The following is a 23,671-nucleotide window of genomic DNA, read 5'->3' on the forward strand; positions in this document are numbered from 1 at the left end:
TCAGATCGGGCGCCGATCCGGCCAAACAGCCGCGCCCACGCCGATGTGGAGGCATTTTGCCCTTGTCCTTTCGTGCTCCGGGCGTGCTGCGCGATGGGCTGCAATCGATGGTGGAAGGGCGGGGCGCATCCTCGCGCCGCGGCAGTGGTGTGCTGCCGGTGCCGTCCTTGTTCGATCGATCCGCCCGTGATTGCTGCCGCAGCCTTATCTTGCCTCAATATTAGGCATCGTTGCCGTCTGGAGGCAAGGCAGCTTGATCAGTGACAAGGCGGCGCAGGCTCCGCGGCATGCAGGCAGGTCGGCGGGACGCTAGACCCGCCGTGCCCGCGATCTGGCCTGCGCGGCGGCCACCAGCATGCGCTCGGCGATGTCGCGCAGCTCGCTGACCGCGATTGGATCGGAGGCGGCGAACGCGTCATAGGAGTCGGTTGCGATCGGAAACCAGCGATAGAAGCGGGCCTCCTCATAGAGCACCCGGACAGCGGCATCGATCTCGGCTGGCGTTGTTGCGGGATATTGCATGCCCATCCATCCGGACCGGTGGGATCAGTGATGATCGCTGTGATCGGGCAGGCTGAGGCCGAACACTTTCACCAGATCGTCCACCTGTTGCGGCGAGAGGTGACGCGGGTTGAGTCCGCGCAGCAGCAGATACAGCTTTGCGGTCTCCTCGAGCTCCTCCATCGCGAACACGGCGGCTTCCAACGTATCGCCGGACACCACCGGCCCGTGATTGGCGAGCAGCACCGAGGCGTATTTGCCGGCGAGACCCTTGATGGCATCGGCTACCGCGGGATCGCCGGGACGATGATAGGGCACCAGCGCGGTCTGACCGCAGCGCATTAAATAATAAGGTGTCAGCGGCGGCAGCGCGGCGCGCGGATCGATGTCCGGCAGCATCGAGATCGCGACCGAATGGGTCGAGTGCAGATGCACCACGGCGCGGGCAGCATTGCGCGTCTGGTACAGCGCGGTGTGCAGCGGCACCTCCTTGGTCGGCGCGTCGCCCGAGACCAGCTTTCCCGCGGCATCGAGCCGCGACAAACGGGCCGGATCGAGGAAGCCGAGCGAGGCATTGGTCGGCGTCACCAGCCAGCCGCCATCATCGAGCCGCACGCTGATGTTGCCGGAAGAGCCCGGCGTCAGCCCGCGCTCGAACAGCGAGCGGCCGAACCGGCAGATGGCCTCGCGAATCGCAGTTTCCGCCACGGGACTTTCCTCGCATTTCGCTCTTTGGCCGCTTTGTCTCACGCTTTGGCAACGCGGCCAAGCCGTGATACCCAGAGTGCAGTCCGGGGCAACCGGACGTCACCAGGAAACGCTTCAGGGATCTGCCGCATGCCGTCGCCATCGCAATTGAAAGTCGCCGTGATCGGGCTCGGCTCGATGGGGTTCGGCATGGCGACCTCGCTGAAACGCGCAGGCTTCGAGGTGACCGGATGCGATGTCTCGGCGGATGCCGTAGCGCGCCTCGTCGCCGACGGCGGCAAAGGCGCGGCGAGCCCGGCCGAGGCGGCGCGAGGTGCCGACATCGTGGTCAGTGTCGTCGTCAACGCGGCGCAGACGGAAGCCATCCTGTTCGGCCCCGGCGGTGCTGCCGAAACCATGCCGAAGGACTCCGTGTTCGTCTCCTCCGCGACCATGGACCCTGACGTCGCGCGGCGGCTCGCGAAGCAGCTCGAAGCCACCGGCCGGCACTACCTCGACGCGCCGATCTCCGGCGGCGCGCAGCGCGCCGCGCAGGGCGAGCTGACGATCCTGGCCTCGGGCAGCGCGGCTGCGTTTGCCAAGGCGCGGCCGGCGCTCGATGCGATGGCGGCCAAGCTCTATGAGCTCGGCGATGCGGCCGGGCAGGGCGCCGCGTTCAAGATGATCAACCAGCTGCTCGCCGGCGTGCACATCGCAGCCGCCAGCGAGGCCATCGCCTTTGCCGCCAAGCAGGGCCTCGACATCCGCAAGGTCTATGAGGTCATCACAGCCTCGGCCGGCAATTCCTGGATGTTCGAGAACCGCATGCCGCACGTCCTCGACGGCGACTACACGCCGCGCAGTGCGGTCGAGATCTTCGTCAAGGATCTCGGCATCATCCAGGACATGGCGCGCAGCCATCGTTTTCCGGTGCCCGTCTCGGCCGCCGCGCTGCAGATGTTCCTGATGACGTCGGCCGCCGGCATGGGCCGCGACGACGACGCCTCGGTGGCGCGGATGTACGCGCAGGTCACCGGCACGACGCTGCCGGGCTCCTCCAAGTAGCAAGCAGTACGACGAGTTTTCACGCCATGCCCCGTTTCGCCGCCAATCTCTCGATGATGTTCACCGAGCATCCGTTCCTCGACCGCTTCGCCGCCGCCGCCAAGGCCGGCTTCACCGCGGTCGAATTCCTGTTTCCCTATGATTATCCGGCCGAGGAGGTCGGCAAGCGGCTGCACGGCAACGGCCTGACGCAAGCGCTGTTCAACCTGCCGCCCGGCAACTGGGATGCCGGCGAGAAGGGCTTTGCCGCGCTGCCCCAGCGCTTCGATGATCTCAAGGCGAGCCTCGAGACGGCGCTGCCCTATGCCAAGGCCACCGGCGTGAAGCGGCTGCACATGATGGCGGGCATCGCCGAACGTAGTGAGGCGAAGGCCGTGGAAGCCTACACCAAGTCGGTGGCCTGGGCGGCGGAGTTCTTCGCGCCCCATGGCCTCGACGTCGTCATCGAGCCGATCAATGCGCGCAACGTGCCCGGCTACTTCCTCAACGATTTCGGCTTCGCCCGCGATCTCATCCGCGAGCTGAAGATTCCAAATCTCAAGCTGCAATTCGACATCTATCACTGCCAGATCATCCATGGCGACGTCACCATGCGGCTGCGCGAGATGATGGACATCATCGGCCACATCCAGATCGCCAGCATCCCCTCGCGCAACGAGCCCGACGGCGAGGAGCTGAACTATCCGTTCCTGTTCGCCGAGCTCGACCGGCTCGGCTATGCCGGCTTCGTCGGCTGCGAGTACAATCCGCGCGGTCGCACCGAGGACGGGCTCAACTGGTTTGCGCCCTACAAGGGAGTGAAGCCGTGACCTTGAAGCTCGGCTGCATCGCCGACGACTACACCGGCGCCTCCGACCTCGCGAACACGCTGACCCGCGCCGGCCTGCGCACGGTGCAGACGATCGGCGTGCCGGCTGATGACCTCACGCTGCCGGAGGTCGATGCCGTCGTGGTGTCGCTGAAGAGCCGGTCGATCGAGGCTTCGCTTGCCGTGGCCCGCTCACGCGAGGCCGACAAATGGCTGCGCGCACGGGGGGCCGACCATGTGCTGTTCAAGATCTGCTCGACGTTCGATTCCACCGACGCCGGCAATATCGGCCCTGTCATGGACGCGCTCGCCGGTGATGCGGGCGACGGCATCGTGCTGGTGACCCCGGCCTTCCCGGAAACCAGGCGGACCGTCTATCAAGGCAACCTCTTCGTCGGCAGCGTGCCGCTCAACGAGAGCCCGCTCAAGGATCATCCGCTCAACCCGATGCACGACGCCAATCTGGTGCGCGTGCTGGCGCGCCAGAGCCGCAGGAAAATCGGCTTGGTCGACCTCGCCGCCGTCGTGCACGGGCCGGAGGCGATCGGCCACAGGCTGCAGGAATTGGCCGCGCAGGGCATTGGTGCGGCGATCGTCGACGCCGTGTTCGACGCCGACCTGATTGCGATCGGCGCGGCCGCCTTGAAGAACCGGGTCTCTGTCGGCGCGTCCGGCATCGGGCTCGGGCTGGCGCGCGCTCTGGTCGAGGCCGGGCACGTGCATGCCCACGGCTTGGCGCATCACGCGGATGCACCCGTCGGCGGCATGGCCGCCTGCCTCGCCGGAAGCTGCTCGCAGGCGACGCTGCAGCAGATCGCGCAGGCCGAGACCATCATGCCGGTGCTGCATCTCGATGCGGCGAGCCTAGTCGCCGGTCCGGACGAGGCGCAGCGAGCGCTGGCCTGGGCGCGTGAGCGCATTGCCAAGGGGCCTGTGCTGATTGCCTCCAGCGCGACGCCGGATCAGGTCAGCGCGCTGCAATCCAGGCACGGCCGCGAAGCGGCGGGGCACGCCATCGAGCAGGCGATGGCCGATCTCGCCGAGGGGCTGATTGAGGCCGGCGTGCGGCGGTTGATCGTCGCCGGCGGCGAGACCTCGGGCGCCGTCGTTGACCGGCTGGGGATTCCCGGCTTCCTCGTTGGTCCAGAGATCGCGGCCGGCGTGCCAGTGCTTCGCGCAATCGGCGCGCAGGGCGGCGACATGCTGCTGGCGCTGAAGTCCGGCAATTTCGGCGGGCCGCAGTTCTTCGCCGACGCGCTCGGGCTGATGCGCTAACTGCGCGTCAGCCGACTGCCGGCTGCGTCGGCCTGTGCCGGATTTTGGAACGACGTGCTGGGCCTCGGTCCCGATCTCATCATCTGCTTAGTTTGTGAGCCGTCGCTCGGCACGGCAGCGCCGCCGTGCCGCCATAAGCATCGGGACGCACACCGAAAAAGCAGAAGTTTTTTGCGTGTAATGCCCGATAACTCCCGTAAATTAACGGTCTCTAGGGACCTCACCGCTATACCTCCGGTACGGACCGTCGCGTGACGCGTCCATCTGTGGGTAGGGGCAATGAAACTGAATCGGATCGGCTACAAACTCGGGCTCGCTGGCGCCATCGGCGCATCTCTCGCCGTCGGCATGATCGCTAACCAGTTGATGGCGGAAAGAGCGGTCAACCACGCCAATCAGCAGGCCGAGCGCGCGCGGCGCGTCGTCGAGAGCGTGCTGTCGGCCAGCATCAACATGCAGCAGACCCAGCTCGGTGGCCGTTCGGCGCGGCTGGCGCGTGCGCCGGCCGAGGCAGAGAAGGCAGCCGCCGACATTCAGCAGTTCTCGACCGGGATGGTGACGGACATCGACGCCGCGCTCGCCAACGTGTCGACCGCCGACAATCGCGCCCGGCTGACCCGGATCAAGGAGCTGATGACGAGCTATGCCGCGGGAGCGGTCGATCTCGCCGAGGCGCAGAAGAAGTTGCTGACGCAGATCGAGAAGCGCAGTGCCGTCTCCAACGACTGGAACACCAGCCTGAAGGCGCTGCTCGCCTCGCCGTCGCTGCCGAAGCTCGCCTTCCGCGAGCGGGTCGAGCGCCAGCTTCACGCCGCCGATGCCAAGTTGAACTACATGCGGTCGCAGGCTTGGCGGTTCGGTATGACTGGCGATGCCGCGACGATCCTGACGGTGAAGCAGACGGTGCCGGGGCTGAAGAGCTCGCTGACCGACGCCCGCATGCTGGCCGACGATCGCGAGATCCAGGCCACGATCACCAAGCTCAATGGCCTCGCCTCGGACTTCGTCGCCGCGAACGACGAGGTGGTGAAGACCGAGGGGATCAAGGAGGCCGTGCTGCGCGACCGCACGCTCATTTATCTCGGCGAGGCCGGCGAGCTGATGTCCTCTGCGATCCAGGATGCGCGCGCGCGCAACGCGAGCGCGCGGTTCGAGGCAGACCAGGTCGCCGCGCAGGCGAGCTATATCACGCTGTTTGTCGGATTGGCGGTTCTGTTGTCGGTGATCGGTTCGGTCGTCTTCTCGTTCCTGGGAATCGCCCGTCCGTTGACCCGGCTCAATGCTGCGCTCGGCGAGATGGCGCGTGGCCGGCTCGACATCGTCATCCCCGGTGCATCGCGCGGCGACGAGATCGGCGATCTTGCCAAGACCGTGACGGTGATCCGGGGCAACGCGGAGGAGAAGGCGCGTGCCGAGGCCGAAACGAAGAATGCACAGGACGCGATCGCGGCGCGCCAGCGCAAGGCCGACATGCAGCGGCTGGCCGAGCAGTTCGAAGCCGCGGTCGGCGAAATCGTGAACACCGTCTCGTCGGCCTCGAGCCAGCTCGAGCAGTCCGCCTCCACGCTGACCCAGGCCGCGACGCGCTCGCAGGGCTTGACGACGGCGGTTGCGTCCGCCTCGGAGGAAGCAACGACCAACGTCCAGTCGGTGGCGTCTGCGACCGAGCAGATGGCCTCTTCGGTCACCGAGATCAGCCGCCAAGTGCAGGAATCGGCGCGCATCGCCAACGACGCCGTCGGCCAGGCCCGCACCACGACCGGGCGTGTCAGCGAGCTGTCCAAGGCGGCCACCCGCATCGGCGATGTCGTCGAACTGATCAACACGATTGCCGGCCAGACCAACCTGCTGGCGCTCAACGCCACCATCGAGGCGGCGCGCGCCGGCGACGCCGGCCGCGGCTTCGCGGTCGTCGCCTCCGAGGTCAAGGCGCTGGCGGAGCAGACCGCGAAGGCAACCGGCGAGATCGGCCAGCAGATCTCGAGCATCCAGGTCGCGACGCAGGAGTCGGTCAGCGCCATCAAGGAGATCTCCTCCACGATCGAGAAGCTGTCGGAAATCTCCTCGACCATCGCAGCGGCGGTCGAAGAGCAGGGTGCGGCGACGCAGGAGATCTCACGCAACGTTCAGCAGGCCGCGCATGGCACGCAGCAGGTCTCGTCCAACATCGCCGATGTCGAGCGCGGCGCGGCCGAGACCGGGTCGGCCTCGGCCCAGGTGCTCTCAGCGGCACAGGCGCTGTCCGGCGACAGCAATCGCCTCAAGCAGGAGGTCGCGAGCTTCCTCGGCTCGGTGCGGGCAGCATAACGCTGAGCCGCGGAAGCGACGAACTGCTGGTCGCGCGGGGGATTGGAAGGCCGGAGCATCGAACGCTCCGGCCTTCTGCGTTTTCTGGCCCAACAGGGACTGTCCGCGGCCCCGTCGCCCGCGGCTTTTCTGTTCGCGCTACATCGACGCCGGAAAACTAACCTGCATAGTCAATCTGTGTTTTTAACTTGCATTAAGAGTCGGCGTGTAGGGTCTGGTCATTCGCGGCCAACGCGCAGTCGAGCCCCACGGGCAAACGGCGCTTCTCTCGTTCGGTCGCACGGCATGAGATGACGCGCCGCACGGCCAAGCCGGAGCGCGTTACCGATCTGGACGGGCAACGATCACTTTTCGATCGCTGCTCCGTATTTGCACGGACACGGTCTTAACCAGACTTAATTTTGGCTCCCGTAGCTTCCACGCGTGGGCTGCGGGCCCGTTTGCGTGACGACGAGGCGGGCCCACGCCCGTCGACGTGATCTGTCCCCGAGCGCCCCCAGCATGAGTCGCGCCGTGGAGACCGACATGTCCTTTGCAATGCCCCATCGCCTCAAGCTCACCATCGGGATCAAGATCTATGCCCTGATCGGTCTGAGCTTCCTCGGCCTGATCGGCCTGACTGCCTTCAATTCCCGCGAGCTCGCCGCAGGCCTCAAGCAGCAGAAGCAGCTCGAGCTCCGGCATCTGACCGAGCTCGCGCTCGGCATCTTCGCCGAGGAGCATGCGGCCGCGCAGAAGGGGACGATCTCGGTCGCCGAGGCGCAGAAGCGCGCTCTCGAGCGCGCCTCCCAGCTGCGCTATGGCGGCAACGAGTATTTCTTCGTCACGGACATGACCGCGAAGATGCTGATGCATCCGATCTCGACCAAGCTGGTCGGGCAGGACGTCGCGGACATGAAGGATCCGAACGGCAAGAAGCTGTTCATCGAGATGATCGATGTGGTTCGCCAGCATGGCCGCGGCTTCGTCGACTACGATTGGCCGAAGCCCGGCTCCGAGACGCCGCAGCCCAAGCTGACCCATGTCGCGGGGTTCGCAGCCTGGAATTGGCTGGTCGGAACCGGCGTCTATATCGATGACCTCTCGGCGCAGGCCTGGGCCTCGACGCGGCAGTCGTTGACGGCGGCCGGAATCGTGCTGCTGATCCTGCTCGTCGTGTCGACGCTCGTCGGGCGCGGCATCACCAACCCGCTGCATCGCATGACCAGCGCGATGAAGAGCCTCGCCGGCGGCCGTCTCGACGTCGAGGTCCCCGGCGTGGGACGCGGCGACGAGATCGGCGAGATGGCCGGCGCCGTCGAGGTGTTCAAGAGCAATGCGGTCGCACGTCACGCGCTGGAAGCGGAGCAGAAGGAAGCCGAGCAGCGGGCGCTGGCCCGCCGCAAGGCCGACATGCACAAGATGGCCGACGACTTCGAAAGCGCCGTTGGCGAGATCGTCGAGACGGTCTCGTCGGCTTCGTCCAGGCTGGAAGTGTCGGCGGACACGTTGAGCAAGACGGCGGTCCGCGCCGGCGAGCTCGCAACCACGGTGGCGGCCGCGTCGGAGGAAGCGTCCACCAACGTGCAATCCGTCGCCTCGGCCACCGAGGAGATGACGTCCTCGGTCACCGAGATCGGCCGCCAGGTGCATGAATCGGCGCGCATGGCCAATGAAGCGGTCGAGCAGGCGAAGAAGACCAACGAGCGGGTGAGCGAGCTGTCGCGCGCGGCGAGCCGCATCGGCGACGTGGTCGAGCTGATCAACAGCATTGCCGGGCAGACCAATCTGCTGGCGCTGAACGCCACCATCGAGGCGGCGCGTGCCGGCGAGGCGGGGCGGGGCTTTGCCGTGGTCGCCGCCGAGGTCAAGGCGCTGGCGGAGCAGACCGCCAAGGCGACCGACGAGATCGGCCAGCAGGTGGCCGGCATCCAGGCGGCGACACAGGAATCGGTCGCGGCGATCAGGCTGATCTCCGGCAGCATCGAGCGGCTGTCGGAGGTTTCCTCGACGATTGCTGCCGCCGTCGAAGAGCAGAACGCCGCGACCAAGGAAATCTCGCGCAACGTGCAGCAGGCGGCGCACGGCACGCAGCAGGTTTCCGTCAACATCACCGACGTGCAGCGCGGCGCGACCGAGACCGGCTCGGCGTCGACCCAGGTGCTGGAGGCGGCCCAGGGTCTGTCGACAGACAGCAACCGCCTCAAGCGCGAGGTCAGCCGCTTCCTGCAGACGGTCCGCGCGGCCTGAGAGGCCGGCAGCAATCTCATCAGCTAAATCAGCGATCCAACCAACGTGTCTCAACGAGTTTGAAGCTCCGCCATGATCACCTTTCTTGACTTCCGGCCCCGCCACGAGGTGGTAAGCCGGATGCGATCGTTCGCGAATTCCTCGGCGATCATCCTCGCCCTCATGTTCACTACATCGATCCATGCAGCGCCCGGCGACAACCTCGCCGTCGTGCGCGACCTCAGTGGCAGGATCGGTCCCGTCATCGGGGGGGCCCTTGCCTGCAGCGATATCCCTCGGCCGCGTATCCAAGCCATCATCGGCAAGTTCCAGGCCGTCATCCGGGAGGCCTCGAACAACGACGGCGATCGAAACGAGCTGACGCGCCAGTTCGACCGCTTCATCGCCGACGGTCGCGCGGCCGTGGCGAGTGGCCGCCAGGACTGCCGACGGGCCGAGCTCCAGCTCGGAGACATCGAGCGATCGATCGGCGCACCCGCAACGGCGGCCGGCGCGCCGCCGGATGCGACGCTCCCGGTCGCTGCGGCTGGCGCGACGAGTGCTGTGCCTGCTCCATCGGTTCGCGGCGTCACGGAGCGTGACATCACGTTCGGCAGCGTCTTGCCGCTGTCGGGCGCGAACAAGGAATCAGGACGTCTGCTCAAGGTCGGTATCGAAGCCGCCTTCAACCATGCCAACGACGCCGGCGGGGTCAATGGCCGGATGCTCAAGCTCGCCGTCGCCGATGACGGCTATGATCCGAACCGCACGCTCGATGCCATGAAGCAGCTCTACGAGAAGGAGCGCGTGTTCGGCTTCGTCGGCAGTTTCGGGACCGTGACCGCGGCCGTTGCAATTCCATATTCGCTCGAGCGCCGGATGCTGTTCTTCAGCCCCTACACCGGTGCGAACGTCTCGCGCCACGATCCGCCGGACCGCTACGTCTTCAACTATCGCCCGAGCTATTCGGAAGAAGCCGATGCGCTGGTCCGTTACCTGGTGAAGCTGCGCCGAGTGCCGCCGCGCCAGATCGCGCTGTTCGCGCAGGATGATTCGTTCGGGGATGCAGGCTTTGCCGGCGTGGCGAAGGCATTTCGCGTCCTGGGCCTCAGCGACGCTGCGATCCTGCGCGTCAACTACACCCGCAACACCGTGGATGTGGAGCCCGCGATCAACCAGCTCAAGGCACAGAAGGTGCCCGTCCGTGCGGTCATCATGGTCGCGACTTCGCGCGCGGCAGCGAAGTTCATCGAAAAGGCGCGCGACGCGCTTCCCGGCGTCGTCTTCGTCAATGTGTCGGCGGTCGGTGCATCGGCGCTTGCCAACGAGCTCATGCTGCTTGGTTCGCGATACGCCTCCGGGGTCATCGTGACCCAGACCGTTCCCGCCGTCTCCGGCTATTCGAGCGTGGTGCTCGACTACAAGGCCGCGCTGGCGAAGCATTTCCCCGGCGAGCCGCCGGACTACACCTCGCTCGAGGGCTACATCGAGGCGAGCATCCTGATTCAAGCCCTGAAGAAGGCCGGTCCGCAGCTCGATACCGAGCGGTTGATCGATACCCTCGAGTCGATGCGTAACATCGATCTCGGTCTTGGAGCCTTGCTCAACTTCGGCCCCGCCGAACATCAGGCCTCGCACAAGATCTGGGGCACGGCGCTCGACGAGACCGGCGCCTATCAGGCGATCGAGCTGGAGTGACCCGCGGCGCGGGCTAAAAAGGGGGAGCGAGCGCCAGCATGTGCGGCCCATGGCGGCCGCATCGCAAGCGCGAGATGCAGCAGCTCGCAATCATCGAGATGCTGTCGGCGATTTCTTCGGCCATCGGCTGCAGATGCCGTCGGGCGACACCCCCTCAGGCGCGAGGTCGGACGTTTCCTGGTCGCGTCGGCCACCGAGGAGCTGTCCTCCTCGGTGACCGAGATCAGCCGCCAGGTGCCGGAATCGGCCCGCATCGCGAGCGAGCCCGTCAACCGGGCGCGGCGGACAAACGACCAGGTGAGCGAGCTGTCCAGGGCCGCCGCGCGGATCGGCGACGTCGTCGAACTGATCAACACCATCGCCGGCTAGGCCAACGTGCTGGTGCTCAAGGCCACCATCGAAGCGGCGCGCGCCGGCGAAGCCGGCCGCGGCTTCGCGGTGGTTGCCACCGAGGTCAAGGCGCAGGCCGGGCAGACCTCGAAGGCGACCGGCGAGATCGGTCAGCAGATTTCCGGCATCCGGAGCGCGCCCCAGGAATCGGTCGGCGCCATCAAGGAGATTTCCGGCACCATCGAGTGGCTCTCGGAGATCGCCTCGACCATCGCTGCTGCGGTCGAGGAGTAGGGGGCGGCGACGCAGGAGATCTCCCGCAACGTCCAGCACGCCTCGCAGGGCACCAAGGACGTCTGGTCCAACATCATCGAGGTGCAGGGCGGCGCCAATGAAACCGGCTCCGCCTCGTCCGAGGTGTTGTCCGCCGCGCAGGCGCTGTCGTCCGACAGCAACCGGTCGAAGGCCGGAGTCAGCCAATTCCTGGAGACTGTCCGCGCCGCCTGAGTGCGCGCGGCCGCCGATGATAGGAGGGCGCGGCTGCGCAAGCTGCGCCCTTTGCTTTGCCCGCCGGACAACGGCAACCGCCCATGAATGGGGTCCAGCGATCCGTATTTCAACGGTTGCGGCACTTTATCTTAGGTTAATCGGCGACTGCGACAATGGACGCATCGTTTGCAGCAAAATTAGCCATGCCGATGCCGGCATGGCTCGAAAGACTCGCCATGCGTAAGAATTTGCCGGTCACCAACGTCGAGTATCCGATCACGGATGACACGCTGATCGTGTCCAAGACCGACACGAAGGGCAAGCTGACCTTCTTCAACCAGGATTTTGTCGACGCGGCCGGCTTCACCGAAGCCGAGCTGATGGGGCAGCCGCACAACATCGTGCGTCATCCCGACATGCCGCCTGAAGCCTTCGACAATCTCTGGACCACGCTCAAGGCCGGCCGACCCTGGGTCGGCGCGGTCAAGAACCGCCGCAAGAACGGCGACTATTACTGGGTGCTGGCGACGGCGTCGCCGATTTGCAAAGACGGCCAAGTCGTCGGCTACACCTCGGTGCGCACCAAGCTGCCCGCCGACCAGCGCGCGGAGGCCGAGCAGGTCTATGCGGCGATCCGCGAAAAGCGGCCACATGGTTACAAGATCGACGACGGCATCGTCCGCCGCCGCTCGGTGTTCGACCATCTCTCGATGTTCACCGGCACGATCGCGGCAAGGCTGCGAACGCTGGTCGGATTGCAGACGCTGTTCCTGCTCGTGCTTGGCGTCATCTCGTTCGGGGAGGGCGGGCTCGTCGGAATGACCGCCGTGGCGATTGCTGCCGCTGGTGTCGTGCTGTGTGGTCTGGTTGGGCTGCGTACGATGAACGTGATCGTGGCGCCGCTCGATCATCTGAACGAGACGATGGAGAGCATCACCCAGGGCACGCTCGACACCCGCATGCGCATCGAGCGCGACGACGAGATCGGCCGCGCCTTGCGTAACCTGCAGACCGTTCAGACGATGGTGCGGTTCAACGACAGGGAGCTCGGAGAGCAGGAGCGGCGCGCAGCCGCCGCGCGCAAGCGGGAGATGTCGGAGCTCGCCAACGGTTTCGAAGGCGCCATCGGCAACATCGTCAATACGGTGTCCTCGGCCTCCAGCGAGCTCGAGAGCTCGGCCAACTCGCTGTCGAGCACCGCCGTGCGGGGGCAGGAGCTTTCCACCACCGTTGCCGCGGCCTCCGAAGAGGCGTCGGCCAATGTTCAGGCCGTCGCGTCGGCGACCGAGGAGCTCACCTCGTCGGTCCGTGAGATCAGCCGCCAGGTGCAGGAGTCCGCGCGCATCGCTTCCGATGCGGTCGAGCAGGCACGCCGCACCAATGATCGTGTCGGCGAGCTGTCGAAGGCGGCGACCCGCATTGGCGACGTCGTCGAGCTGATCAACACGATCGCCGGGCAGACCAATCTGCTGGCGCTCAATGCCACCATCGAGGCCGCGCGGGCGGGCGAGGCTGGCCGCGGCTTTGCCGTCGTCGCCTCCGAGGTCAAGGCGCTGGCCGAGCAGACTGCAAAGGCGACCGGCGAGATCGGCCAACAGATTTCCGGCATCCAGGGGGCCACGCAGGAGTCGGTCGGCGCCATCAGGGAGATCTCGACGACGATCGAGCGGCTGTCGGAGATCGCCGCGACGGTGGCGGCCGCGGTCGAGGAGCAGGGCGCAGCGACCGCCGAGATCTCGCGCAACATCCAGCACGCCGCCGCGGGTACACAGCAGGTGTCCGCCAACATCACCAACGTCCAGCGCGGCGCCAGCGAGACCGGCGACACCTCGGGGCAGGTGCTCAGCGCCGCGCGCCAGCTCTCCGGTGATAGCGAGCGTCTCAAGCAGGAGGTCGGCCGCTTCCTGCAATCGGTTCGCGCCGCCTGATCCGCGACATGACGAAGCCGGCGACAGCGGCCGAGATTGCCCGCTGTCGCGTCCGATAGTCGAACGACACAGCCCCGACCGATAGCCGCGGGCACAGCCGATGACGCCGCGGCGAACCACGTCGACGTGGACGCTCATGCGTGCGCCGTTCGTCAGGCGGCGCCCCGCTCGACCGGATCATCCCCCACCGTTGCAGACTCCCCACACCTGACGCCCCGGCCAGAAAGGCCGTTGTGGCGCCATAATCCCGCTAAGGTGCAGAGATTAACTTGTGTTAGATATTTATTCAACCAGCGGTACATTTAGTGGCAGGCAATGTGATTGCGAGCAGACCTTCGCGCAGGACCCTGGTGCTAACGGCCGCGACGGCCGCGGTCGCCTTGGGTCTCGATGCGGGGCTTGCCGTGGTTGCCGCCAAGCCGCGCCGCCGCACTGAGGATCCCGCGCACGGCTATCGCCGGATCACGATCGGCGAGGCGGAGGTGATCGCCCTCTACGACGGTGTATGGGAAAAGCCGCACGAGGCCGGCTTCATCGACAATGCCAGCATCAGCGACGTGAAGGAAGCACTGCGCGCTGCGGGTCTGAGCCCCGCCTTCGTCCCGGTCCCGATCTCCACCTTCGTGGTGCGGCTGAAGGGCAAGACCGTGCTGTGCGATGCCGGCGGCGGCGGTCAGGTCCAGGGCTACAATTCCGACTCGATCTTCATTTCGGGCCGCCTGCTGGACAATCTGAAAGCAGCCGGCATTCGCCCGGAGGACATCGACACCATCCTGATCTCGCACTTCCATCCCGATCATATTTTCGGACTGCTCGGCGAGGACACCAACGCGCCGGTGTTTCCCTCCGCCGAGATCATCGTGGCTGCGGCCGAATACAAATTCTGGACCGATGCATCTCTGACCAGCCGGCTGCCGCCGTGGCGGCAGTCGCTGGCGCGCCGCATCCAGAGCGTGATCCCGGGCTGGAAGAACGTGCTGCCGGTCGAGGGCGAGGACGAGGTGGTGCCCGGCATCCGCTTCGTCAGCGTCCCCGGTCATACGCCGGGGCACACCGCGTTTCATCTCAGCTCCGGAGCGGAGCAACTGATGATCTCGGGCGACACCGCCTATGTGCCGGCGTTGTGCCTGCGCCATCCCGAATGGCACGGCGCCTATGACCAGGACGGCGCGGCTGCCGAGGTCAGCCGGCGCAGATTGCTCGATCGTATCGTTGCAGAAAAGATGTTGGTTTGTGGATCTCATTTTCCGTGGGCCGCGTTCGGTCGGCTCACCCGCGATGGCGCCCATTATGCGCTCGACCTGCTCCCCGCGTGATCCCGAACCGGCCTCGGAAGAGAGGCTCGGGATCGCGCCATGACGACGCATTATGAGGTGCTCGGCGTATCGCCGCGGGCCGATCTCGACACGATCAAGCGGGCGTTTCGCCAGGCCGCCAAGGCGCACCATCCCGACCTCCGGGGCGGCGCCGATCCGGCGTCGGAGCATCAGCTCAAGTTGATCATCGTCGCCTACAACGTGCTGCGCGACCCTGACCTGCGCGCCGAATACGACGCCCATCTTGCTTCTGAGCGCGACCGCGTCCGCCGCGAACGCTGGGACGCCATCCTGCAGTTCACCGCGGCGACCGCCGTGCTCAGCGCGATCCTGATCGGCCTCGAGATTCTGCTCTTGCCCTCCGCCGGTGATTGGATGAGCAGTCCGGCGACGCGCTCGATCGTGACACCGTCGCCGCAGGCCCGATCGGGGCCGCAGCGCAAGGTCGCAGGTGAGACCGTCCCGGCGCCTGCCGTCCAAGACGCGACCGGAGCCGTGCTGCCGGTGCCGCCTCCGGAGGCGGAGGCCCCCGCGCTGTCTCCGCCGGCAGAGCCGAGAGCCGCAGAGCAGGTCGTCCCGGCTGCACCGACGACCGCCGCATCCTTCCTGAAGCGGGGGATGGACCGCAGCCGGCAGGGCGATCTCGAGCGCGCTGTCGCTGATTTCGACGAAGCGATCCGGCTCGCGCCCCGCAATGCCGATCTCTATCGCTATCGCGCCAGGGATCTGGTCCGCATGGGCCGCATCGACCGCGCGCTTGGCGATTTTGAGCGGGCGATCCGGCTGGATCCGAACGACCCGGTGCTGTTTCACGATCGTGGCCTCGCGCATCAGCGCAAGGGCGATCTTGACGAGGCCCTCGTCGATCTCGACCACGCCGTGCGCATGGGCTTCAGCGATGCCGGAATGTACAGCGACCGTGGCGCGGTGTGGCTGGCGAAGGGGCGCTACGACCGCGCGCTCGCCGACTTCAACCAGGCCCTCAAGCTGGATCCGGAATTGGCGATCGCGGCCGCACGGCGGGATGAGGCCCTCGCGCGCAGGCGCGACCGGCAATTGGCCGGCGACAACAGCGCGCCTCCGGCGGCGGCGGAGACCACGGGCACGGTGCCTGCCGACGCGAAGCCCAGGCGTAGCGGGCGCTGAGCGCCGGACCGTGATCTGCGCTCCGACATCCGGGAGACGGCGAGCAGCGTTGTGCTCACACCCGTCGGCGCGACCGTTCCATTGCGCGGCGGTCTGCGATCCAGGAGCGCGCCATGAGCGTTTACGTTTCCGTCACCGGCTTCCGCCCGCATCGCGGCCTCAATCGGCTGGCGCGATTCTGGTGGCACACGTTGCGCGCCGTCCGCCAGGCGCGTGCGGCTCCCGGGAATCTGCGCGTCGAGCTTCGTCCGGTGAATGGCATCTATCATACGCTGACGGTCTGGACCGACGAAGCCAGCATGCGCGCCTATGTCAGAAGCGGCGCGCACCGCCGCGCCATGATCGGCTTCCGCGACCTCGGCGGCGGCAGGACGCTCGGCTTCGTGGCGGACAGCGATCCTGATCCTGATTGGGACACGGCCTATGCGCGCTGGCAGCGTGACGCCCGGGAGGTGTGAGGCGACGGAAGCGAACTAATTCGTCCGCCACTCCGGCACACCATCGGCGGCCATCGTGATCGTGCCGAGCGCGCCGACCGGCGTCCTGTCCTGATCCATCAGCCGCGCCAGCGTGGCTGCGTCCTGCGCCGGAACGCGCGCCAACGTGCGCGTGTCCTGCTCGGTGCGCAGCATCGCAATGCCATGCTCGACCTCGCCGTTGCGATCAAACAGCGCGGTGAAGCTTTCGACCCGGCCGCCGCCGCCGGCTTCGCTGACGAACGCCGGCGCGGCGACGCGATGCCGATCGGCCTCGGCCTGCACGCTCACCTCCTGTGACAGGGACGACGGCGGCTCGCGCGAGATCGCCAGCGCATGATGCTTGGTGACGAAGCCGCCCTGGCCGTACAGCAGGCCGCGCCTGGCGCCGCCGCGCAGCCGCCGCACCATCGCGCAGGCGGCATGCGTCATGTAGGTGTTGAGCGGCGCGCCGAAGAAGGTCAGCCCGCCGGTGACGGTCGGCTCCACGTCGGCGCCGAGGCCGAGGATCCGCCGTGCCATCTTCGGCACGCAGGGAAAGCAGCTGTAGAGCTCGATGACGTCGAACGCCGCGCCGTTGCCGCCGACGAAGTTCATTGCTGCCCGCAACACGGCGTTCTGCGGATGACTCTCGGCGAACTGATCGCGCGTGAGGTAGTCGCGCGGATCCTCCGCCGCTGCGCCACCGAGCGGATAGATCATGCGGCTGTCGGCAATGCCCGCCGCACGCGCCTTGGCCAAGCTGGTCAGGATCAGCGCCGCGCCCATGTTGACCATGGGATTGGCGACCATCAGCTTGGTGTAGGGCCAGGCGATCGGGCGGTTGTCGGCCGACGGAGTCGTGATCTCCTCGGGCGCGAAGTGCCGCTTCAGCCAGGCGTTGGGATTGTAGGCGGCGACCGCGGAAAAGCGCGACCACAGCTCGCCGGATTCCGCGAGCGCCTGCCGCGGCGTCTGGCCCCATTTGGCCGCGCTCGCGACCTCGTAGAACGGATAGACCGAGACCGGGCGGAATACGCCGAGCTTCACCGCCAGCGGCTTCTGGAACGCGGCGCCGCGCTTCGGCTCCTCGACGTCGTGGGCGAACGGCGTCCACCGCAGGGGTACGCCGGCGCGTTCGGCCTTGGTCGCGGTCGATTGCGCCTCGGCGCCGCAGACCACCGCGACCTCGCATTCGCCGCGCGCGATGCGCAAGGCGGCCTCGTGCAGAAAGCGGATCGGGCTCTCGCCGCCGACCGGACCATAGTGGCAGTGCGCCGGCGTCACGCCGAGCCGCTGCGCGAGAAGCTGCTCGGGATCGCGGTAGCGCCAGCTCAGGAAGTTGACGACGTCGAGCGAGCCGATGTCGTGGATGAGCTTGGCGCCCGCGTCATTTTCCGCACGGCGGATCGCCTGTTCGAGCAGCGTCAGCGGCTCGAGACCGTCGCCGATATCCTTGGGACGATCGACGATCTCGCCCACGCCGACGATCACGGGAATGCGGTCGGGGGGCAGGTTACTTGCAGTCATCGGCGTTTCCAAGAGCCGGCCCGTGACGGACCGTCATTGTTGTCTTGTCTCCGTTCTGTCATCGCAGGTTCGACCGCGCAATGCAGAAAATGCTGATGGCGCCCGCGCGCAGCATGGCTTCCGCTTCACGGCAGATGCGCCTAAAACGCTCGCTCCTGACGCTCACGCCGGAGTCTGCCGTGTCTGAACAGAACAGCTATGTGCCGCCCAAGGTCTGGACCTGGAACAAGGCCAGCGGCGGCCGCTTCGCCAACATCAACCGGCCGATCGCAGGTCCGACGCACGAGAAGGAATTGCCTGTCGGCCGTCATCCCTTGCAGCTTTATTCTCTGGGAACGCCCAACGGTGTGAAGGTCACAGTGATGCTCGAGGAGCTGCTGGCGCTCGGCCACAGCGGCGCCGAATACGACGCCTGGCTGATCCGGATCGGCGAGGGCGATCAGTTCGGTTCGGGCTTCGTCGCCATCAATCCCAATTCCAAGATCCCGGCGCTGCTGGATCGCAGCGGGACCGAACCGATCCGCGTATTCGAGTCCGGCGCGATCCTGGTGTATCTGGCCGAGAAGTTCGGCGCCTTCCTGCCGACCGAGCCGGCCAAGCGCGCCGAATGCCTGTCCTGGCTGTTCTGGCAGATGGGAGCTGCGCCCTATCTCGGCGGCGGCTTCGGCCACTTCTATGCCTATGCGCCGACCAAGATCGAGTATGCCATCGACCGCTTCGCGATGGAGGTGAAGCGCCAGCTCGACGTACTCGACCGCCGTCTCGCCGAAAGCGAGTATCTCGCCGGCCCCGACTACACCATCGCCGACATCGCGGTGTGGCCGTGGTACGGCGCGCTCGCCAAGGGCCTGCTCTACGAAGGCGGCGAGTTCCTCTCGGTGCAGGACTACAGGAATGTTCAGCGCTGGACCGAGCAGATCGCGCAGCGCACCCCTGTGAAGCGCGGCCGCATGGTCAACCGCGTCTCCGGCGATCCAAAGAGCCAGCTCCACGAGCGCCACGACGCCAGCGACTTCGACACCAAGACACAGGACAAGAAGACACAGGACAAGATCGGGCAGGGCACGTAGTTGCGCGTGTAGGGTGCACAAAGGCGCGGCGAGCTCATCGCGGCGTGCAACGACTGTGGAGTGAGCCGTGCCCAACGTCGTCCCTCGCCGGCGCCGTCGGTGGGCACGCGCCGCCTGACGGCCCCGCTTGCCCGCCCTGCGGTTCGATGCACGATTGCTCTTGTTGCACGTGCGAAGTCTCGTCCGTTGCCGCGCTGCGATGCCATGATTGCGGACGTTCACGGCTTTTCTCGCAGTGAGAGAATGTGCAACGATCAATTCGCAGCGGCCGTGCATGCCGCCAGATTTCGATGAGAGCCGGCGGTGATGACCGCGGGTTCAAAACGACCACTCCGGAGGGAGTTGCATGATCGACAGACGTGATCTGCTCAAGGGAGCGGGGATGGCTGCTTTGCTGGGCAGCTTCGGCACGACCCGTGCGCTGGCCGAGGAGACGGTGACGTTGCCCTTCGCCAATGGCGAGCGCCCGCTGGTGAAATATCCGCAGAAGCGACCGATGATCGGTCTGACCAGCCGGCCGCCGCAACTCGAAACGCCATTCGGGGTGTTCAATGACGGCGTGATCACGCCGAACAATGCCTTCTTCGTCCGCTATCATCTGGCGGGCCTGCCTTACGATCTCGATCCGGACAAGTTCACGCTCGCGATCAAGGGAAAGGTCGACAAGCCGCTCAAGCTGTCGCTCAAGGACATCCGCAAGATGAAGGCGACCGAGATCGTCGCCGTCAACCAATGCTCCGGCAACAGCCGCGGCTTCTTCGAGCCGCGCGTCGCAGGCGGCCAGCTTGGCAATGGCGCCATGGGCAATGCGCGCTGGCGTGGCGTGCCGCTCAAGACCGTGCTCGACATGGCGGGTGTTCAGGCCGGCGCCAGGCAGGTCACCTTCGGCGGCATGGACGGCCCGGTGATCGACAAGACGCCGGATTTCGTCAAGGCGCTCGACCTCGATCACGCCATGGATGGCGAGGTGATGCTGGCCTACGGCATGAACGGCGAGGATCTGCCGTTCCTGAACGGCTTTCCGCTGCGCCTGATCGTGCCCGGCTACTACGGCACCTACTGGGTCAAGCACCTCAACGAGATCACTGTCATCGACAACGTCTTTGACGGCTTCTGGATGAAATCGGCCTATCGAATTCCGGACACGCCGAACAATGCCGTCGAGCCCGGAACCACGCCGAAAGCGACGATCCCGATCAACCGCTTCACGGTCCGCTCGTTCATCACCAGCCTGGCCGACGGCGCAAAGCTCAAGGCGGGCAGGGCAATGCTGCGCGGCCTCGCATTCGACGGCGGAACGGGAATCAAGCAGGTCGCGGTCTCGACCGACGGCGGAAAAACCTGGACCGACGCCAAGCTCGGCAAGGATCTCGGAAAATATTCCTTCCGCGAGTGGAAGCTGCCGGTGAAGCTTGCCGCGGGGTCCCACGATCTCAAGGTGCGTGCCACGAGCAATTCCGGCGAGACCCAGCCGGAGACGCCGCGCTGGAATCCGGCCGGCTATCTGCGCAATGTCGTCGAAACCGTCCGCGTCACGGCGGCCTGAGGAGCATCACCATGCGTCGGACGTCTTTCCTCATCGCCACGCTGGCCGTCGGACTTGGCTGCCTGGCGGGCCGCCCCACCTCGCTCACGGCAGCCCCGGTCAACTATCAGGTTCCGCAGGAGACGGCGGCCTTCAAGCCGGGGCCCGATCTCGCCGTCGTGCAGGGCAATTGCACGGCCTGTCACTCCTCCGACTACATCAAGACCCAGCCGCCGATGCAGAACAGGAAGGAGTTCTGGCAGGCCGAAGTCACCAAGATGATCAAGGTCTATGGCGCCCCGATCGACGCGGCCGATGTCGGCAAGATCGTCGACTATCTCGCCGCGACCTACTGACTGCCCGTGCCGGCGGCCGGGAACGCTCAGGCGGCGCCCTTCGCCGGCGGGAAATCCATCCGGTCATTGGTGCGGCAATAGCGGTCGGCGAACATGCGCCCGACAGGATGGAACAGCTCCATCTCGACCCGCATCTTTTCGGTGTCCCACAATTCGTCGCGGATGTGGAAAGCGAGGCCTTCGCCGAGCACCAGCACGCGATCGCCATTGACGTCGATGAGCTGCCAGGTCTTGCACTCCATCGCGAACGGTGCCTCCGCCAACCGCGGAACGCCGATCATCCGCGACGGTGTAAGCTTGAGCCCGAGGTGATCCGGCTCGCCGATCTCAGGTGGAAAGTCGCCGCCGGTCTCGTGCATCGCCTGCGCCAGCGGCTCGTCGGTGATGTGGACGACGAACTCGCCGCCGCGGCGGATGTTGACGAGGGTGTCCTTGACCCGCCCATCGGGCCGCAGGTTGATCGCGAACACGCACAGCGGCGGGTCCTCGCCGAGCACGTTGAAGAACGAGAATGGCGCGGCGTTGACGATCCCGGTCTCGCTTCTCGTCGTCACCCAGGCGATCGGCCGCGGCAGCACGAAGGAGGTCAGAATCTTGTAGCGCTCGCGCGGGCTGAGATCGGTGGAGAGGTATTCCATCTAGAGGCCTCTGGTGCGTCGGTTCCCCGACCGTAGTGGGCTGTGACGCGATGCGGAAGCCAATAAAGCGGGCAGGGGTTGCGCACATCAGCGCCGTCTTCGCGGAAATTCGATGTTCCCGGGAACGGCTCCGCCAGCGCTACGTTCGGACAGCACGGCAACGACAAATGGAGGTCGCGCCATGAAACCAATGATCAGTCTGATTGCTTGCGCATTCGTCGTCTCGGCCACGTCCGCGCTGGCGCAGGGCAGCCCACAGACCGCGCCGCCGCCGAGTGCGCAGAATTCCGGAGCAGGCATCCAGGGCGCGCCGGGCAACAAGAACGGACCGGGCACTGAGACGGGAAGCGGCACGGTGGGCTCGTCCACGATCAACCGCCATAATCCGGACGTCAGCGCGCAGGACCCGTCGAACATCAAGGGCATGCCGGGGAACAAGAGCGGCCCGCCGGCCAAGAAACCGCAGGACTGACGTCTGCGATGGCGGCTGCGCGATTGCGCGGCCGCCCTTCGCATTTCGCCGGTCGTGCCGTCGCGCTGATTGCCAGATCAGGGAAGGGCGGCTGCCCCGTTGGTCACGATCAGATTGTCGGTATCTGCCGGGGCCAGCTCGCTCGTCGCATCGCCGCCGAGATATTTGTCGAGCGTCGCCTGGATCCGTTCCCGCGCCGTGTAGGGGCCACGGTCGCTCATCCAGGTGTGCTGGAACTCGGTCTTGATGATGTCGATGCCGCTCTTCTTGTCGACATGCGTCGGCACCACGCCGGGGTCGGTCTTGAACTGCGGATCATCCGAGCGGAACGACAGGATCTTTAGCTTGTCCCTGATGACGAAAGGCACGCGCAGGTTGTCGAGCGTCACCACCTGCGAGACGATGTTCGGATGCTCCTTGGCGAAATACATCGCGGTGTCGCCGCCATTGGAGTGGCCGACCAGGGTCAGGTGATCGTAGTCGGCATTCGGATGACGCTTCTTCATCTCGTTCAGCACGCAGAGGATGTTGGCCTCGCCCTTCTGGTAGACGTCGAGCCGGCCGACATATGGCATCCCGACCTTGGTGACGAGCGGCGGATCGGTCGGCAGGTCCTGCTGGACGCTGGCGACGAGGTAGCCGCGCGCGGCGAACACGTTCGCGAGGAACGAGTACTCGGTGTTCTTGACCGTGTTGCCGTTGCTGATGATGGCCACGGGCAGCCGCCACAGCCCGGCATTGGCCTTCATCTCGTAGTCCTTGCGCACCGCGACATCGACATTGATCGACCGCTGCCGCGCAGCATCGAAGAACTCGCGGCTCTCGTGCTGGATGCCCCACTTTGCCATCGCAAAGTAGCCGGCCACAGCCAGGGCAGACACACAGGCCAAAACCGTCACACCGCGCTTCATGGCATCCTTCCTGGGAATTCTCTCCGTTATGTGATGGGTGACAACGCCGGCGTCACGGGGGCGTGGCAGCCAGAGGCGGATTAAATTTCGGAAATCTTGGAGCGCAGCACGGAACGATCCCCGTCTGGTGAGCCGGCGCACCGGCTCACCACCCGCTGCGAGGGATCAGAATGCGGTATAGCCGCCGTCGATCACGAAGCAGTCGGCGGTGTGATAGGACGACGCCTTGCTCATGAGGTAGACGGCGATGCCGCCGAAATCCGACGGCTCGCCGAAGCGGCGCACCGGGATACGCGGCATGACGTTGGCGACGAACTTCTCGTTGCCCATGATGCCCGCGGTCATGTCGCTCTTGATCCAGCCGGGCAGGATGGCATTCGCGGTGACACCATAGCGCGCCAGCTCCACCGCGAGCGCGCGGCACAGCGCATTCAGCGCGGCTTTGGTCCCTGCATAATGCTCGTTGCGCGCGGTGCCGAACAGCGAGGCCAGGCTCGAGGTGGCAACCAGCCGGCCGAACGCGTCACCGGCTTCGGCGCGCGCGGTCATGTGCCTCGCGGCAGCCTGAAACGCATGGAACACGCCGTCGAGATTGGTTGCGAACATCGTGCGCCATTCCTCCTCGCTGCGCTCGATGAACGGCTTGCGGCCACCGCCGCCGATGCCGGCATTGGCAAAGCAGCCGTCGACCCGACCGAACGTGTCGAGCGTGGCCTTCATCGCCTCGTTGACGGAAGCGGCGCTGGTCACGTCGCAGATACGGGTGTCGACCTTGCCGGGCCCGGCGGCCATCGACGCCGCCGCAGCCTTGTTCTTCTCGGCGTTGCGGCCCCAGATCGAGACGTTACAGCCACTGGACGCAAGTGCCTGGGCAATACCGAGGCCTATGCCTCCATTACCGCCGGTGACGACGGCCACACGGCCGGTGAGGTCGAACATGGTCATGGGGTTCTCTC

At 66.2% G+C, this 23,671-nt stretch carries 20 protein-coding genes and 1 pseudogene; 15 read left to right on the forward strand and 6 right to left on the reverse strand.

Annotated elements, in window-relative coordinates; all coding sequences use genetic code 11:
- Positions 1-309 precede the first annotated feature (309 nt).
- Both QX051_RS13430 and QX051_RS13435 read right to left on the reverse strand, forming a co-directional pair.
- The gene (locus QX051_RS13430; protein WP_315737235.1) at positions 310-522 is read right to left on the reverse strand and encodes a hypothetical protein; all 213 of its coding nucleotides are present in this window, start codon (positions 520-522) and stop codon (positions 310-312) included.
- Between the two features lie 24 nt (positions 523-546).
- Entirely contained in the window at positions 547-1,209 is a 663-nt protein-coding gene (locus QX051_RS13435; protein ID WP_315776446.1) for an aldolase, read from the reverse strand.
- 120 nt (positions 1,210-1,329) lie between these two features.
- Between QX051_RS13435 and ltnD the strand changes: the two genes are divergently transcribed.
- From ltnD to QX051_RS13490, 11 genes and pseudogenes are all read left to right on the forward strand, one after another.
- Complete coding sequence (ltnD, locus tag QX051_RS13440; RefSeq protein WP_409997724.1) at positions 1,330-2,253, forward strand: L-threonate dehydrogenase; 924 nt, start codon at positions 1,330-1,332, stop codon at positions 2,251-2,253.
- A 26-nt stretch (positions 2,254-2,279) separates the two neighbouring features.
- Positions 2,280-3,062: a 2-oxo-tetronate isomerase gene (gene otnI / locus QX051_RS13445; protein ID WP_315776447.1), complete on the forward strand. Its 783-nt coding sequence runs from the start codon at positions 2,280-2,282 to the stop codon at positions 3,060-3,062.
- Positions 3,059-4,336, forward strand: a complete 1,278-nt coding sequence (gene otnK / locus QX051_RS13450) for a 3-oxo-tetronate kinase (RefSeq protein ID WP_315776448.1) — start codon at positions 3,059-3,061, stop codon at positions 4,334-4,336. Before otnI ends, otnK begins: the two co-directional genes overlap by 4 nt.
- Before the next feature lie 279 nt (positions 4,337-4,615).
- Positions 4,616-6,643 (forward strand): methyl-accepting chemotaxis protein, encoded by a 2,028-nt coding sequence (locus QX051_RS13455; protein ID WP_315737240.1) that lies wholly within the window; start codon positions 4,616-4,618, stop codon positions 6,641-6,643.
- A 525-nt stretch (positions 6,644-7,168) separates the two neighbouring features.
- Positions 7,169-8,872 (forward strand): methyl-accepting chemotaxis protein, encoded by a 1,704-nt coding sequence (locus tag QX051_RS13460; RefSeq protein WP_315776449.1) that lies wholly within the window; start codon positions 7,169-7,171, stop codon positions 8,870-8,872.
- Positions 8,873-8,992: 120 nt separating this feature from the next.
- On the forward strand, positions 8,993-10,549 hold the full coding sequence (locus tag QX051_RS13465) for an ABC transporter substrate-binding protein (RefSeq protein ID WP_315776450.1): 1,557 nt from the start codon (positions 8,993-8,995) through the stop codon (positions 10,547-10,549).
- Positions 10,550-10,729: 180 nt separating this feature from the next.
- Positions 10,730-11,386, forward strand: a pseudogene (locus QX051_RS13470) (methyl-accepting chemotaxis protein); the annotation flags it as partial.
- Between the two features lie 218 nt (positions 11,387-11,604).
- Positions 11,605-13,296 (forward strand): methyl-accepting chemotaxis protein, encoded by a 1,692-nt coding sequence (locus QX051_RS13475; RefSeq protein ID WP_315776451.1) that lies wholly within the window; start codon positions 11,605-11,607, stop codon positions 13,294-13,296.
- Between the two features lie 350 nt (positions 13,297-13,646).
- Entirely contained in the window at positions 13,647-14,612 is a 966-nt protein-coding gene (locus QX051_RS13480; RefSeq protein WP_315737244.1) for an MBL fold metallo-hydrolase, read from the forward strand.
- 39 nt (positions 14,613-14,651) lie between these two features.
- Positions 14,652-15,758, forward strand: coding sequence for a J domain-containing protein (locus QX051_RS13485; protein ID WP_315776452.1), 1,107 nt, complete (start codon positions 14,652-14,654; stop codon positions 15,756-15,758).
- A gap of 113 nt (positions 15,759-15,871) precedes the next feature.
- Positions 15,872-16,216: an antibiotic biosynthesis monooxygenase gene (locus QX051_RS13490; protein WP_315737246.1), complete on the forward strand. Its 345-nt coding sequence runs from the start codon at positions 15,872-15,874 to the stop codon at positions 16,214-16,216.
- Between the two features lie 15 nt (positions 16,217-16,231).
- On the opposite strand, the gene QX051_RS13495 is transcribed toward QX051_RS13490, so the two are convergent.
- Positions 16,232-17,743 (reverse strand): acetyl-CoA acetyltransferase, encoded by a 1,512-nt coding sequence (locus QX051_RS13495; protein WP_315776453.1) that lies wholly within the window; start codon positions 17,741-17,743, stop codon positions 16,232-16,234.
- 179 nt (positions 17,744-17,922) lie between these two features.
- On the opposite strand from QX051_RS13495, the gene yghU reads away from it, so the two are divergent.
- The 3 genes from yghU to QX051_RS13510 all read left to right on the forward strand — a co-directional run bounded on the left by yghU (position 17,923) and on the right by QX051_RS13510 (position 20,694).
- Positions 17,923-18,813: a glutathione-dependent disulfide-bond oxidoreductase gene (yghU, locus tag QX051_RS13500; protein ID WP_315776454.1), complete on the forward strand. Its 891-nt coding sequence runs from the start codon at positions 17,923-17,925 to the stop codon at positions 18,811-18,813.
- A gap of 346 nt (positions 18,814-19,159) precedes the next feature.
- Entirely contained in the window at positions 19,160-20,359 is a 1,200-nt protein-coding gene (locus QX051_RS13505) for a molybdopterin-dependent oxidoreductase (protein WP_315776455.1), read from the forward strand.
- Positions 20,360-20,370: 11 nt separating this feature from the next.
- On the forward strand, positions 20,371-20,694 hold the full coding sequence (locus QX051_RS13510; protein WP_315776456.1) for a cytochrome c: 324 nt from the start codon (positions 20,371-20,373) through the stop codon (positions 20,692-20,694).
- 26 nt (positions 20,695-20,720) lie between these two features.
- Here the strand turns inward: QX051_RS13510 and QX051_RS13515 are convergent, their stop codons facing one another.
- Positions 20,721-21,332 (reverse strand): flavin reductase family protein, encoded by a 612-nt coding sequence (locus QX051_RS13515; RefSeq protein ID WP_315772482.1) that lies wholly within the window; start codon positions 21,330-21,332, stop codon positions 20,721-20,723.
- 181 nt (positions 21,333-21,513) lie between these two features.
- On the opposite strand from QX051_RS13515, the gene QX051_RS13520 reads away from it, so the two are divergent.
- Positions 21,514-21,804, forward strand: coding sequence for a hypothetical protein (locus tag QX051_RS13520; RefSeq protein ID WP_315757763.1), 291 nt, complete (start codon positions 21,514-21,516; stop codon positions 21,802-21,804).
- A gap of 77 nt (positions 21,805-21,881) precedes the next feature.
- Here the strand turns inward: QX051_RS13520 and QX051_RS13525 are convergent, their stop codons facing one another.
- Together QX051_RS13525 and QX051_RS13530 are read right to left on the reverse strand one after the other, a co-directional pair.
- Positions 21,882-22,715, reverse strand: coding sequence for an alpha/beta hydrolase (locus QX051_RS13525; protein WP_315757762.1), 834 nt, complete (start codon positions 22,713-22,715; stop codon positions 21,882-21,884).
- 165 nt (positions 22,716-22,880) lie between these two features.
- Positions 22,881-23,660, reverse strand: coding sequence for an SDR family oxidoreductase (locus QX051_RS13530; RefSeq protein WP_315737254.1), 780 nt, complete (start codon positions 23,658-23,660; stop codon positions 22,881-22,883).
- Between the last annotated feature and the right edge of the window lie 11 nt (positions 23,661-23,671).

This window comes from Bradyrhizobium sp. SZCCHNR1053, assembly GCF_032381235.1.
Lineage (GTDB): Bacteria > Pseudomonadota > Alphaproteobacteria > Rhizobiales > Xanthobacteraceae > Bradyrhizobium.